The organism is Succinimonas sp. (assembly GCF_045225735.1).
Taxonomy (GTDB): Bacteria; Pseudomonadota; Gammaproteobacteria; order Enterobacterales; family Succinivibrionaceae; genus Succinimonas.
Window position 1 is genome coordinate 1 of record NZ_JBGVBR010000075.1, and the last position, 15,017, is coordinate 15,017.

The window sequence follows — 15,017 nt, forward strand, 5'->3', positions numbered from 1 at the left end:
CCTGAAGTATCTTGTCGGAGACAGCGCCATGTGTACCGATAATATTATTCCTGAGGCGGTAGATAAAGGCATTCACCTGGTTACCCGAGTGCCTGACACCTACGGTTTTGCCAAAGCAATTTACGAGGAGGCGAAATCATATTCTGACGCAATAGGATAGTTCGTTAAAGCCGATGACTGTAGTACAGAGTACAAATCAGACAGGCCTCGGGAGGCTGCCATACGCTTCAAATTTTGAAATACGAGGCAGTTTCAGGGGTAAAGGGCGGAGCCCCTTTAATCATTAAACAGGAAGCGCCGCAGGCGTCTTCCCTTCTTAATTATTATTCCTCGGAACTTTAACATTTGTTCCTGCCAATATTGATTGTGCCGGCCGGCTGTGTACAAGGCCTTCCGAGCCCCGGCGGAGGGGATGTCATGCCGGTTCTCCGGAATTGCGCGTTTCTGTCAAAGGCCGGTGTCCTGCGGGCGCCGGAATGCCTCGCATCAGCGGGATGCTGACACGACAGTTTAAAAAGAGCCTTTTCAACAACAGCAACCACCGACAGAAAATACGGCAAAAGGTTGTCAGAAATACACTCAATGAATATGGCCGATGAATATCTCCCTCGCCTTATTCAGCGGAAATACTAGAAAAAGTCTCAAATCCGCTGAATAAAACGAGGCTGCCATCCTCTCTCCCGCAAATTCCTTCGGTCCCTTCTCCGGAAATGAAAAATCAACACTGTTGCCAGACTGTTTGTTGACGTATGTCAAAGGCTTTCAAAGTGCTGTAACAAGCATAATTACAACCAGGCACAGTCAGTTACCTGAGCAATCATCACGTAGAAAAAGTCAGGGATCGTAAATGTAACTCGGGCAGAAGAGACGCCGGAAAATCGGCTGCATAAGGAACGGAGTTCACTCCAGAAACTTTCCGACAGTCTTAAGTATGCCGTAAATTAAGATACCAAGGCATGATTCTGCGACGGTATGGCTTTTTGACCATTTTCCCAGGAACTGGGCTACCGGTCGGATGGGGGGGGTTCTGCTCTTAAGATTGCTTCTCTTTCAGAAAATCTCAAATTATAAGAGTAAAGATGAGAAAACAGCTTAAAATGCAGCATTGTTAGTGATAAATCAAGGTAAAATAATAAAATCTGAGATATAATGCACATTAGAAGGGCTGGTGAGAGTTACCAAAAGGCTCTGAACCAATAGTCGTGTCATTTGTAAGCGTAAGCCCGGAAAAAGCTTAAGCGGCAGAGCCAGCCGGAGATACGGAGCGGTGATATCATGAAAAGGAGACCGAGATGACCAGATTTACAGACAACGTTAACAGATATCTCTCGGCAATGAAGATCCGGCAGACCTATCTCAGCATGCAGAGCGGCATCGATAAGAATAAGCTTTCCCGCATATTGACGGGAGTCCAGGAGGAAAGCGGCTCTGATATGGAAAAGATTGCCCGGGGACTGGGGAAGAGCGTGGCCTATTTTCTGGCTGATGACATGGTTATATCCCCCATGGGAACCGCAAAAGCAGACAAAATAGCTTTCTATGCGGGAGCACCAGCGGAGAAGCAGGCTGGAATTGCCCGGGATCTCATTGAGCTTATGGAGACTTTAGATCTGGTGGTCAGCGCCAAAACACGCTTTAAGAATATCGCTGAGGAATAACAGCATGAATGCGGAACGGTTACGTAAAATCATCTCCCATAACCATAAGAATCGCGCTGAAACAGATTCTCTCGTAAGGCGATTCTGTTCATTGGCGGGAATTACGTATGAAAGCGATCTTCTCAGCATCCTCCAGATTGTCCGTGCAGCCCTGAAGATAAAAGGCTTTTACGTTTTTGAAATGCCATTTGCTGATGAAGAAATCGGAGCTGTGAGCTATCGGGGCGATGGGGCCGGGTATGTGGTGGTAAACACCTCGCTTCCCCGGGTGAATGTGAATTTTGCGCTGTCTCATGAGGTTTACCATGTTTTATTCGGAAACATGGCAGTGGCATCGCATGTTGCCTTTTCCGATGATGCCTGGCACGAAAACGAGGAAGAATACCGGGCCAGTCAGTTTGCGGGTACTTTGCTAATGCCTGAGGTCAGTTTCAGAAGGATGTATGCGCATTTCAGATATGCCCGGATCGGAAACGAGTCTCAGGATGATGTCTTTTCGGTTCTGGCGCAGCTGGTGTCCTATTACCGGGTGCCGTATATGGCGGTATTGATAAGATGTCTGGAACTGGAACTCATTCCGGGGGATGACATAACGGAAGAACTGCTGAGTCCGACGAGAGAGGCCGTGAGACAAAAGCTTACTGATCTGTGGCTGGATGAAACCATAATGGACGCCTCTCTCAGGGATGATTATCCCCGCATGGAGTCTTTGGTTGAGAGACTGGGTAAAGAATACAGCAGAGACGGGTATATTAATGATCGCGCCGTCAGCAAGGCCCTTCGCTGCATGCGCGAGCTATCATCAAGGATTAAAGGGGAGCTCTGATGGCGGCGAATCAGGCCGAAACAGAGGCCGGAATAACGGCGGCTGCTTATGCGGAAATCCCTGATAACTTCCGTGAGACAGCGCCGTTTGTCTGTACGGATATAAAGGAGATCAAGGCGGTATTTTTCCGCGGGGAAAGGGTTATCTTTTATGATGCCTGTTCTTTCCGGCGGCATTCGGGTCTGCCGGTTCCGGAAAGGAGCATCCTGACAAACTTCTTTAAGGAGCGCGGCACGGTAATCTTTATAACGAGATGCATCTTGATGGAGCTGGCCGGGGAAAGGCATGTTTTGCCAAAGCAAATTGTGGATTTTATGCAGGCTCTCAGTGATGCGGGACTCAGGGTGGTTCTCTTCAACGAAGAGCATGTCCGGGATATTCTTGCGGAGTGCTTTTCATCCCAGGAGAGAGTTAACGAGTATCTGTTATGGGCGGTAAGAACGGTTAAAACACCGGTAAGCTCCATCATGGATGCTCTGAAATCGGATAAAAAGCTGCATTCGGCCGTGCTGGAAGAAAAGAATCTCAAATCCACGGATCTCTATCAAAAATTCTTTGCGGGAGCGAGAGGATGCAAAGCTCATGACGACAATCTGGGGGAAGAATTATTATCAGTCTGCCTGCATGTTTTAGCAAACCTCCCGGGACTTCCTGCCGGAAAGCTCTCTGTGGTAACCGATGATAAAGGGGCCGCGGGCAGGATTGATTCCGTTATGAGAAAATCCGGCATTCAGAATCAGGCGGCCAGAATCATTTTGTACAGCACCCCAAAGCTGGCGCAGCATATGTATCATGAGCATGACAATCTGACCTGGGACAATCTGGTTAATCTCTTATCAGCGGGGACATCCGGCAATATCACGGTTATGGGCTTTACCCCCTTCGATATCGCAGTACAGGAAAAGATTTCCATGTCCCCCCGGGATCTGGCCCGGAAGATAATGGAGCCGAACGGGATCAGCATCGTGTTTTAGGGAACCGCGCTGCTCAAAAACAAGGAGCCCGATAGAAGAACGGGAAAGGCAAGACGGGAAAGAAAGACAGGAAAATCGCGGGAATCTGCACCCGGACAGTTACCGCCGGGCAGGAAGGACAGCCCGCAGTTGATGGCAGTTTTTACAGCGCTCTATGTTTGATGCCGGAGGGGGATTATGTCAGAAATTCAAAATACGGAATACCGGGAATCATGGAATGATGCATGCCTTAGATGGCTGTGCGGCTTTGCCAACGCCCGCGGCGGAGTCATGCACATCGGACTTGATGTTTCAGATCGGGTTACCGGTGTTAACCGCGCCAAAAACCTTGCTGAAGAGATTGCGGCAAAGATCCGGAACGAACTCGGTATTGCGGCTCATGTTAAGGTCAGAACCCGGGAGGGGCTTGACTATATTGAAATCAGGGTGAACCCGAGCTCTAATCCGGTAAGCTGTCAGGGGGAATACTACTTCAGGAGCGGCAGGGCCAACATCTTGCTTGCAGGGATTGCTCTCGCGGATTTTATCATGAGAAAGACCGGAACCGGCCGGGAGGAGGAAACTTCCGATGACATAGCAGTGGAAGATCTCGATGAAGAAAGTTTCCGGATTTTTCGGCGTGAGGCTCTCCGCAGCAAACGGATGACCGCAGAACAGCTCAATATCTCCAATGCTGAACTTCTCAGCAAGCTGCATCTTGTCTCTCACGGCAAGCTTAAGAAATCTGCGATTCTTCTGTTTCATCGGGATCCCGGGATAATTCAGAATGGCTGCTGTGTCAGAATCGGCAAATTCGGCGCCGGCCACGATGCGCAATATCAGGACACTCTGGAATGTTCGCTCATTCGGATTGCAGACCAGGTGATTGACCTTATTTTTCATAAATATCTGAAGCCCCGGATCGATTATGCGCCTGACCGGAGATCTGAGATATACCCTTTTCCCAGAATGGCTGTCCGGGAAGCTGTTTTTAGCGCTCTTTCCCATAATGCCTATACGTTCGGCGTCCCGATCCAGATCAGGATAAGCGAGGAGGATATGATTATCAGTAACTGCTGCATCCTTCCTGACGGCTGGACAGCTGATACTTTGCTGGCACCGCATAGCGCCATTCCGTACAATCAGGATATTGCCAATGTATTTTTCCGGTGCGGATACACCAATAACTGGGGACATGGCATTGACAGGATCCGGGAATCCTGCCGGGAGGCGGGGGCGGAGCTTCCCCGTTTTGAGTTCAGCGGCAAGGTTATCAAAGTTCATTTTAAGGCCGTTAAGAAGAGTTGTCCGGTTTTGGGCGGGGAGACTTTTTAAGACAGGCAAGAGATGCAGTCCCGAAATCGGATATCATTTGACAGACGGCCTTCAGCACGGCTGCTGTCTCTGTTATGGCGGAACATGCATTAAATGCAGGCATGGTGTATCAAAACTAGTTTTTTCGGAGGGAATCCTCCGAGCATTATGCCGATATCGGTATAATTTGAGTGAAGTTCTGGACACGGATGAAATGCATATGAACGGGGCGACGGCACCAAAAACAGCCCCAAAAATCGCAAATACATTAATCAGGAAAAATAAGCCCAATAAGCGGCGCAAAAAACGCAAATAAGACAGCAGAACCCCCTTTGCGGCCCCGCCCATCTGAAAATATCCCCCGGGCTGGTTCAGGAGTTTTGGGGGAAAACGTCTCTTGAATGGGATCCGGATAGAACCGGGCATGATGGCAGCTGAAACAGGGTTGTTTGGAAGCCGCCTGCCTGTTGAGAACAACATACCAGAAATAGAACCGAAACATGGAAGAATCATGATGAAGATCGAATCCGTAAAAATTATGAACTACAAGATTTTTCAGAATGCTGTAATCCGGGACATTCCGGAAATGGCTGTTTTTATCGGTAAGAACGGCAGCGGAAAAACGACTCTTTTTGATGTTTTCGGGTTTATTCGGGACTGCCTTAACGGAAACGTAAATACCGCCCTGATGAAACGGGGCGGCTACGAGGAAGTGGTATCAAGAGACCATTTCGGTGAGGATATTTCCTTTGTCATTGAGTGCAGACCTGCCGGCAACGAGCAGTTCATGACTTATGAGCTGTCTCTGGGGTTAAATGAAAACAAAAGGCCCGTGGTAAAAAAGGAGGTTCTCAGCCTGCGCCGGGGAGAGAACGGAGCTTCGTGGAAAGCGCTGGAATTTGCCGGCGGCGAAGGATTTGCGGCAGCAGGGGATCTTAATTCCGGCATAGATACGCGGCTTACGGAAAGAAAACATCAGAAGCTGGATGCTCCGGATATTCTGGCCCTAAAGGGGGTGGGGCAGTTCAAGGATTATGCTGCGGTAGCAGCATTTCGGAAGCTGGTGGAAAGCTGGTACGTGTCCGATTTCCGGGCGGAGGCGGCCCGGGGCAGACAGGAAGCGGGATACTGCGATCAGCTTTCCCGGAATGGCGATAATCTGGCGGTGGTCGCGAAATACATTTACGACAATCATCCCGGGGTATTTAACGAAATCATGCAGAAAATGCAAATGCGGATTCCCGGGGTGGAGAAGGTTGAAGCTCAGGAAACTCAGGACGGCTATGTTGTTTTGCGTTTTCGGGAAGGGCGTTTTAAGAATCCCTTTTCAGCTCGGTATGTCTCCGATGGCACCATCAGGATGTTCAGCTACCTCTTGCTCCTTCATGATCCTCATAAGCATGCATTGCTGTGCGCGGAGGAACCGGAAAACCAGTTATACCCGGAACTTCTGCCGGAGCTGGCTGAAGAATTTCAGATCTATGCAGATGCTGACAGTCAGGTCTTTGTCTCAACCCATTCCCCGGACTTCCTGAACGCCGTGCCGCTGGAGTTCATTTACTGCCTTATCAGGCAGGACGGATATACGGTGATTAAGCGGGCCGGGGATAATCCTCTGGCGCAAAGTCTTTATGATGCCGGTGATTTACCCGGAACTCTCTGGCGTCAGGATCTTCTGACCGGCGGGCTCACAGAGGGCAAGAGCTGATAATGAAGATTGTTTTCCTTTTGGAGGAGCGTTCCATGAAGGCTCTTCTTGATATTATTCTTCCCCGCATACTCCCTGATAATGTCGATTTTGTAACCATTCCTCATGATGGGAAGTCCGACTTAAGGAAATCATTGCCCATTAAGCTGCGCGGGTGGAATGAACCCGACACCGCCTTTGTCGTGCTGCACGACCAGGACTCTAACGATTGCCGGCAGCTTAAAAATGAGCTTGCGGCATTATGCTCCGGTTTTGGAAAACGAGTACTCATCCGGATTCCCTGCCACGAAATGGAATCCTGGTACTGGGGAGATTTGGCAGCTGTAAGCGCTGCCTATGGCAAGGATCTTACCCATCTTGCCAGGAATAGGATCTATCGGGATCCTGATGCCATCGTTAATCCCAAAAGAGAGCTGAAAAGATACATCCCGGTGCTGACTCAGATAGACGGCGCAAAACGCATTGCTCCCCATATGGATCTCTGGAACAACACCTCCTATAGCTTTGGGGTCTTTCTTAAAGGGATTCAGTCGCTGTGCGAACCCGGATAAAGCAGGTTTGCGGTGGCCGCATCCCAGCCGATAATAATCAGCCGGCCATGCCGAGCCGTTCTGAGACATCTCTTTCGCTAATCCCGGCATAATCAGTCATCCCGTTTGACAGACGTCAGCGCCGGCCCGAAAACCCCGCGCTGATGCGAATATTAATCACATATTTTGTGTCCGTATCAGAATTTTATTGCGGATGTCATATTAACTTCTTATACTTTTCAAAAAATCTGCGCCTGAAAAGAGATCCTGCCAAAACAATCTGAACCTGCTGCCCCGATATTCCATAATGAAGGCCAGGGCTTAAACGGATCTCAAGCTAAACGCTGCCCATTTCCGGAGTTCTTGTATGACCGAAACCAGAATCAATGCCATGCTGAAAAAGTTCCAAAGAACCATGATTAACATCAGCGCCTCGGAGGTTCCCGATGCCACGGGACTCACCCTGGGGGACTACCATGTAGAACGGCGTCTCAGCGTCCAGTCCGGCGAGGCGGATATCTACCTTTGTTCCCTGGCGAAGACCGGCAGAGGGAATGAGGGACAAAAAGGGGATGACAGAATAAGAGGGGATGACGGCATAACCGGTACAGGAGATAAGCCAGCTGACCCCGGTTTTATCCTGAAGCTCTACCGCCGGGAAGATGCCATAAAGCCGGAAATCGTGGATAAGCTCCGGAAGGTGCAAAATCCCTGCGTGGCTCCGGTTCTCTGTTACGGCACCCTGGAAAAACACCAGTACGTGATTATGCCCCGGTATCAGTATCCGTCCTTTGCCGAGGCGCTGGCCTCCGGAGAACGCTTTACCGCTGAAGATCTCCGGGAACTCATTATCCCCTCGGTCAACGAGGGACTCCGGGCCATCCACGAGGCCGGCATTCTTCACAAGGACGTGAAGCCGGCCAACATGATTCCCGATGACACCGGAGAGCATGTGGTGCTCATTGACTTCGGCATCAGCTCCGAGGCGGGCAATGCCACCTTTGTGGTTACCTCCACCGGCATGACGCCTTTTTACGCCGCCCCTGAAGCCATGCAGGGCATCTGGCACCGGGAGACTGACTACTACGCCCTGGGCATCTCCGTATTTGAGCTTTTTACCGGGTATACGCCTTTTCAGAACGAGACCCTGACACCGGAAGAAAACGCCCGGCTGGCCTCGGTGAGCAAAATCGAGTTTCCGAAGGATTTTCCGGAGGATCTCCGGAAGCTGGTGCTGGGGCTTACCTACAAGGATCTCTCCCACCGGAACGAACCCGATAATCCCAACCGCCGCTGGGGCTATAACGAGGTAAAGAAATGGCTTAATGGCGAAGATCTCCCGGTTCCGGGGGAAACTCCCGAATCCGGAGTCTTCCGGAAGCCCTATAAGCTGGGGGAGACCCTTTACAGCGCCATTCCGGATCTGGCCCGGGCTCTTCTCCGGGATCCCGCCGCGGGAGTCCGGGAGCTGGGCCGGGGCCGTCTTGCCATGTATCTCGGCATGACCGGAAGCCCTCTGGAAAAGCTCTGCCAGAAGGCCGAGGAGGAGCTCGCGAAGACCGCGGAACCGGCAGCGCAGATCGGCATTGTGGCAAGGCTGATGTACCGTCTCTGTCCGGAGATCCGGGAATTTTATGTCAGCGGGCAGGAATTTTTAGGGTTTAGCGATCTGGGAAAGGCGCTGCTGCATGCTGCGGGAGCCGGAGAGCGGGATTTTGCTGCCGCATTTGATCGTCTTTACCGGGGGAACGCCCTCCGGCTCTGGGCTGAAAACATCCTGAAAAGCCCCGCGGCCATTGCCATTCTCGACCGGGCCGACAAGCTCCTGCGCGGAGAGGTAGTAACGGCGGAACAGCTGCTCTGGATACTGGGCTATCTTTTCGGAAAATCCCGCCTTATCAAAATAAACGGCCGGATCTATAAGACGCCCCGGGAATTCATTTCCGAAATGAAGGAGCGGGAGATCCGGGATTTTGCATCCTACGCAGATTCCCTGGATCCCTGCCGGGATGAGCTTCAGTTCTTTTCCCGCTGGATCCCGGAGGAGGAATCCCGCGCTGAGCTTGGCAGAATATTCCGGGATTCGGAAAGGGCGATCTTCGGGGATCGGGAGTTCCAGATCCGGGATGCCGCAGCCTTCAGGGATTATATTGACAGTCTCCGGGAGTCCGGAAATGCCGTTCGCATCGCATATCTGGCGGAAAGGTTTGATCTGGCCCTCGGCGATCTCTCCCGCGAGGTCTGGAGGGAGGGCGATCCCCGGGATTGCCTCCGGAAGGCCAGATCCGAACTTGTCTGGTTTGATGACCGGCTCTTTGTTAACCGCGCGGCTCTCCGGGACTTCTTGATGAAGCTCCCCTCCGAGTTTAAGGAGACCCCGGATCTTCTCGTAAGATTCCGGGACAGACACGCCGAGTCTCTTAATAATCTGGCCGGAGATCCGGAGTGTTCCGAAGCCGTTACCGGGATTCAGGAAGCTGTTCAGGCATGTTCAAATGCTCCGGAATTCGGATCTGAAGCCGGATCTGAATCCCCGGTCTTTTTTGATGAGTACCGTTTTCCCGCGCAGAAGGATTTAAAGACCTGGCTGGAAAAGCTCCTTTCCGATAATGCCAGCTATCCGGAATTTTTCCGGAGATTCGCGGCCTTTCGGAAAAGCTCTCTGGATCGTCTGACCGGCCTTAGGGGCTTCAAGAGTCTGGTAACCCGGATCCGGGAGGCGGGAACTCCGGTTATCCGGCCCGCCGCAATTACCGTAAACGGCGTTAGGTACCCGGCTCCCCCGTTCCGCATGGAGGGCGAATATATCCTGTTCGGAAACTACTGGCAGGGAGCGGATCAGAAGAGCGGCAAATCCCCGATTGAATGGCGGATTCTGGATCGGAATGACCGCGAAATGCTCCTGATAAGCCGGTATGAGCTGGACTGCGTGCCATTTGATGATCGGTACTCCGATAATAATACCTGGAAAGGAAGCAAACTCCGCAGATGGCTCAATGGCTCCTTTATGAAGGAATCCTTTACCGCTGCCGAGCAGGAATGGATAACATTGTCTCATGTTGAAAATTTTCATGGCGGAGATACCGAGGATCGGATATTTATTCTCAGCATCGAAGAGGCCAAGACATATTTCAGGAACGGCGAGGATCGCAAGTGTTCGCCTACGCCCTTTGCCAAAGCCCAAAAACCGGTGAGTCACCTGGGAATCAGTCCCTGGTTTTTGAGGTCGCCTCATTGGTATGGCGTGGCAATCGTCAGCAAGGGCGGTGTGCTGCACCTGGGAACCAACTGCGGTAACCCGCGTATCACCGTACGTCCTGTTCTCCGGATTATTACGGGAACAGAGCCCGCAGTCTGAGGACCGCGCTGCTTCCGGAGTGGAACCGGTCTCCTGCTATAGGGCTTTAAGCATAATTCCCCGTGCCCCGGATTGCCGCGCTGACAGATCCGGGAGCTTAGCACCGCAGCCCCCGGCAGAAACCGTCCTTCCGGGCTTCTCTATGTCCGGGGCGCAAAACTCCCCAAAACAGCATGTCCGGGAAGATTTCCAAGGTATCGAGCATCTCAAAATGAAAAGAAAACCTGAAAAAGACGAACTGCGGAGGAATGGCCGGAGCTGGCTTGGTTCTTAAGGTCTGTTTCCTCAAGGCTTTTTTCCTGATATTAACTCTCGGGATATTTGCTGTAAAAGGCCGGATCTTCTTCTGTCAGTAAATTCTTCGTAATTCTTGCAGCGACACGATGACAAAGCTTAATTCCCAGTCCGGCCAGCAATCATCAATCACCGCTGCAAACGGGCAGTAATCCTTTATTTTCCTTGTTTCGGAACGTTTTTGACGTGTGGTTTAATTCTGTGATACATATCACAAAATTAAAATATTGTGATACTTGCTCAGATTTTATCTTCGGATTTTAATGGTGAATTGCTACACTGATTCTGTTGTTATGAAACTTAATTTTAGGCTGATATCTGATTTTAGTAGTTTAGACAGATAAAGAAATACTCTCTGTCACAGCTTTGCAGAAACAGTAAAGAGCAATAAACATGGCAAACTATAAACCCGCAAACAAGGACGAGCTTCAGGAACTGGTTAATAACCCGGAAATCTGTCTGGGGGATATTGATACCTCGCTTATAACCGACATGAGCTGGCTTTTCGAGGAGAGCGAAAGAGAGGACTTTTCCGGTATTGAAAACTGGGACACCTCTCACGTGACGGATATGTCCTATATGTTTGCCAATATGCGGAATTTTAACCACCCCATTGGAAACTGGGATACCGCTCGGGTTACCAGCATGTCCGACATGTTTGCCGGGGCTGAAAGCTTCAATCAGCCTATTGGGAACTGGAATACTGCGCAGGTGACCAGCATGTCCGGCATGTTTTTCCACGCGGAAAGCTTCAATCAGCCTATTGGGAATTGGAATACCGCTCAGGTGACCAGCATGTCCGGCATGTTTTTCTGTGCTAAAAACTTTAACCAGCCTGTCGGGAACTGGGATACAGCTCAGGTGACCGATATGTCATTGTTGTTTTTCCGCGCTGAAAATTTCAACCAGCCCCTGAACAGATGGAACACATCCCATGTCACCGAGATGATAGGCATGTTTTTCGGAGTCAAAAGCTTCAATCAGCCTCTGGATAACTGGGATACCTCGCAGGTTACTGATATGTCCGGCATGTTTGCTGAAACAGAAAGCTTCAACCAGCCTCTTGAGAATTGGAATACCGTTCATGTTATCAACATGTCCGACATGTTTTGCGACGCCAAAAACTTCAATCAGCCTCTTGAGAGTTGGGATACATCCCGGGTTACCAGCATGTCCAGAATGTTTTCCAATGCGCAAAGTTTCAATCAGCCGCTGGAGAACTGGAATACCGCTCAAGTTACCGATATGTCAGGCATGTTTGGCGGGGCTCATAGCTTCAATCAGCCTCTTGAAAAATGGGATACATCTCAGGTTAGCGATATGTCCGGCATGTTTGCCGGGGCATCAAGTTTTAATAAGCCTCTTGAGGATTGGGATACCTCTCGGGTTATCACAATGAAAAATATGTTTAATGGAGCAGAAAGCTTTAACCAGCCGCTGGAGAACTGGAATACCGCTCAGGTGACCGACATGTCATACATGTTTTACGGTGCATGCAGCTTCAATCAGCCCATAGGAAGCTGGGATACCTCTCACGTGCGAAGTATGGGCTGCATGTTTGCAAAAGCCATAAGCTTTAATCAGCCTGTAGGAAACTGGGATACCTCTCACGTGCGAAGCATGAGCTTCATGTTTGCAAAAGCCGCAAGCTTTAATCAGCCTGTAGGGAACTGGGAGATTTCTCGCGTGACAAACATGTACAACATGTTTGAGAGCGCAGCGGCCTTCAGTTATTCCCTGGAAATATGGTATCCCGATATTCATCATTATGGTATTTGGACTGATGGAATGTTTGACCGTGCCGTCTCATATCATTACCCGCTGCCGTATGCATCAGAACCGGAAAACTGAAATATGCACCGCAGCAGACTGCTGTTTCTGACAAAAGTGCCAGCAAAATAGTTTGCATTTCCGGAACAAACTCGCTTTCGCAGGAAGTTTTCCGAAATCATACACAGGAATTTGCCATGACCAAAATATACAAGCCTGCAAACAAGGACGAACTTAAGGAACTCATTCAGAATCCCGAAGTTAGGCTCGGAGATATTGACACCTCTCTTATCACCGATATGAGCGAGCTTTTTGCCGAAGATGAGAGGGAAGATTTCTCGGGTATTGAAGGCTGGGACACATCTCATGTGACAGATATGTCCCGTATGTTTGCGTGGGCGGTGAATTTTAACCATCCCATTGGCAATTGGAATACCGCTCAGGTGACCGATATGTCTCATATGTTTGAGGAGGCCTGGTGTTTTAACCATCCTATTGATAACTGGAATACCTCCCGTGTTACCAATATGTTCCGCATGTTCCTGTGCGCAAAGCAGTTCAACCAGCCCATTGGAAACTGGGATACTTCTCATGTTACCGATATGTCCGGCATGTTTTGCGGCGCAGAGGAGTTCAGCCAGCCCATTGGGGGCTGGGATACTTCTCGTGTGACCAGCATGCGCAGCATGTTTTCCGGCGCGGCGAGCTTCGATCAGCCGCTGGAGAACTGGAATACCTCTTTGGTTACCGACATGTCCCAGTTGTTTGACGAGGCGGAATGTTTCAATCAGTATATAGGAAACTGGGATACATCTCATGTTGCCAATATGTCGCGTATGTTTTCCGGAGCATTAAGATTCAATCAGCCGCTGGAGAACTGGGATACCTCCCGGGTTACCGACATGAGCGCGATGTTTAATTATGCTGCATCGTTTAATCACCCCATAGGCAACTGGAATACTTCTCATGTGACTGACATGAGTCAGATGTTCAGGGGAGCTGAAAGGTTCAATCAGCCCATAGGAGGCTGGGATACGTCTCGCGTAACCAGCATGCACAGCATGTTTGACGGGGCTCATAGATTCAATCAGCCATTGGAGAACTGGAATACCTCCCGGGTTACCGACATGTCATGGATGTTTGGCGGCGCCAAGAGCTTCAATCAGCCGCTTGAGAATTGGAATACCTCTCGGGTTACCGACATGTCATTCATGTTTGACGGGGCTTCAAGCTTCAATCACCCCATAGGAAACTGGGATACTTCTCATGTGACTGACATGCGCCAAATGTTTTTTTATGCAAAAAACTTCAATCAGCCGCTGGAGAGATGGAATACATCTCATGTCACCGACATGGGAGCCATGTTTTCCGGGGCATTAAGCTTCAATCAGCCAATTGGAAACTGGAACACATCTCATGTGACCAACATGTCAGGCATGTTCGAGAGGGCGGTGCATTTTAATCAGCCTGTCGGAACCTGGGATACTTCTTATGTGGACGATATGAGCTGCATGTTTGAGGATGCCATAGCTTTCAACCAGCCTATAGGAAACTGGGATACCTCTCATGCGGCGCGCATGGACGGCATGTTTAAAAATGCCGCAAGCTTTAATCAGTCGCTTGCTGACTGGGATATTTCTTACGCGGCAGACATGAGCAGCATGTTTGAGAATGCCGCGGCATTCAGTTATTCCCTGGAAAAATGGTACCCTGATATTTGTAAGTATGATATCCCCGCTGATGAAATGTTTAACGGATCTGCTTCATATCATTACCCGCTCCCGTACGCATCTGAACCGGAAAAGTGAAAGAAACGCCATAGAAGACTTCGGTTTTCTGCAAAAAGACACTTATCAGCCACTCTCGGAAAGACCTGCTTACGGATATTATCCGGAATTACACACAGGAAATTTACCATGACCAAAATATACAAGCCTGCAAACAAGGACGAACTTAAAGAACTCATTCAGAACTCTGAAGTTAAGCTCGGAGATATTGATACCTCTCTTATCACCGATATGAGCAAGCTTTTTGCCGAAGATAAGCGGGAGGATTTTTCCGGTATTGAAAGCTGGGACACTTCTCATGTGACGGATATGTCTCATATGTTTGAGGAGGCGGTGAATTTTAACCATCATATTGGCAATTGGAATACCGCTCAGGTTACCAATATGTCCGGCATGTTCTTAATGGCGATAAAATTCAATCAGCCGCTGGAGAATTGGGATACTTCCATGGTTTCCGATATGTCACTCATGTTTTGCACCGCAAAAAGCTTTAACCAGCCGCTGGAGAAATGGGATGTATCCGTAGTGAGGCGGATGAACCATATGTTTAACGGGGCGAACGCCTTTAATCAGCCTCTGGAGGGCTGGGATGTTTCCCGGGTTACTGATATGTCGGAAATGTTCGCTGAAACGGCTGCCTTTGATCAGCCCCTGGAGAAGTGGGATGTATCGGGCGCGCGCAACATGTCTTTCATGTTTCAGGAGGCCGTATCCTTTAATCAGCCGCTGGGGAAATGGGATGTATCCGGCGTGAGGAATATGATATCCATGTTTGCCGGCGCGGAGAAATTTAACCAGCCCCTGGAAAAGTGGCATACT

Annotated in this window: 10 protein-coding genes; all 10 read left to right on the forward strand. The window is 49.9% G+C overall.

What is annotated here, in order from left to right; translation table 11 throughout:
* The first annotated feature begins 1,292 nt into the window (after positions 1-1,292).
* On the forward strand, positions 1,293-1,658 hold the full coding sequence (locus ACJROR_RS02645) for a helix-turn-helix domain-containing protein (RefSeq protein ID WP_406545738.1): 366 nt from the start codon (positions 1,293-1,295) through the stop codon (positions 1,656-1,658).
* 91 nt (positions 1,659-1,749) lie between these two features.
* Positions 1,750-2,484: an ImmA/IrrE family metallo-endopeptidase gene (locus tag ACJROR_RS02650; RefSeq protein WP_406545739.1), complete on the forward strand. Its 735-nt coding sequence runs from the start codon at positions 1,750-1,752 to the stop codon at positions 2,482-2,484.
* Positions 2,484-3,458: a hypothetical protein gene (locus tag ACJROR_RS02655; protein WP_406545740.1), complete on the forward strand. Its 975-nt coding sequence runs from the start codon at positions 2,484-2,486 to the stop codon at positions 3,456-3,458. The genes ACJROR_RS02650 and ACJROR_RS02655 overlap by 1 nt, the downstream gene beginning before the upstream one ends.
* 177 nt (positions 3,459-3,635) lie before the next feature.
* Positions 3,636-4,772, forward strand: coding sequence for an ATP-binding protein (locus ACJROR_RS02660; RefSeq protein ID WP_406545741.1), 1,137 nt, complete (start codon positions 3,636-3,638; stop codon positions 4,770-4,772).
* 490 nt (positions 4,773-5,262) lie between these two features.
* Positions 5,263-6,459, forward strand: coding sequence for an AAA family ATPase (locus ACJROR_RS02665; protein WP_406545742.1), 1,197 nt, complete (start codon positions 5,263-5,265; stop codon positions 6,457-6,459).
* 2 nt (positions 6,460-6,461) lie between these two features.
* A complete protein-coding gene (locus tag ACJROR_RS02670) occupies positions 6,462-7,010 on the forward strand; it encodes a DUF4276 family protein (protein ID WP_406545743.1) in 549 nt (182 codons plus the stop codon).
* A 346-nt stretch (positions 7,011-7,356) separates the two neighbouring features.
* Complete coding sequence (locus ACJROR_RS02675; protein ID WP_406545744.1) at positions 7,357-10,347, forward strand: protein kinase domain-containing protein; 2,991 nt, start codon at positions 7,357-7,359, stop codon at positions 10,345-10,347.
* A 687-nt stretch (positions 10,348-11,034) separates the two neighbouring features.
* A complete protein-coding gene (locus tag ACJROR_RS02680; RefSeq protein ID WP_406545745.1) occupies positions 11,035-12,492 on the forward strand; it encodes a BspA family leucine-rich repeat surface protein in 1,458 nt (485 codons plus the stop codon).
* Positions 12,493-12,608: 116 nt separating this feature from the next.
* On the forward strand, positions 12,609-14,219 hold the full coding sequence (locus ACJROR_RS02685; RefSeq protein ID WP_406545746.1) for a BspA family leucine-rich repeat surface protein: 1,611 nt from the start codon (positions 12,609-12,611) through the stop codon (positions 14,217-14,219).
* A gap of 108 nt (positions 14,220-14,327) precedes the next feature.
* On the forward strand, positions 14,328-15,017 hold a 690-nt coding region (locus ACJROR_RS02690), incomplete at its 3' end, for a BspA family leucine-rich repeat surface protein (RefSeq protein WP_406545747.1).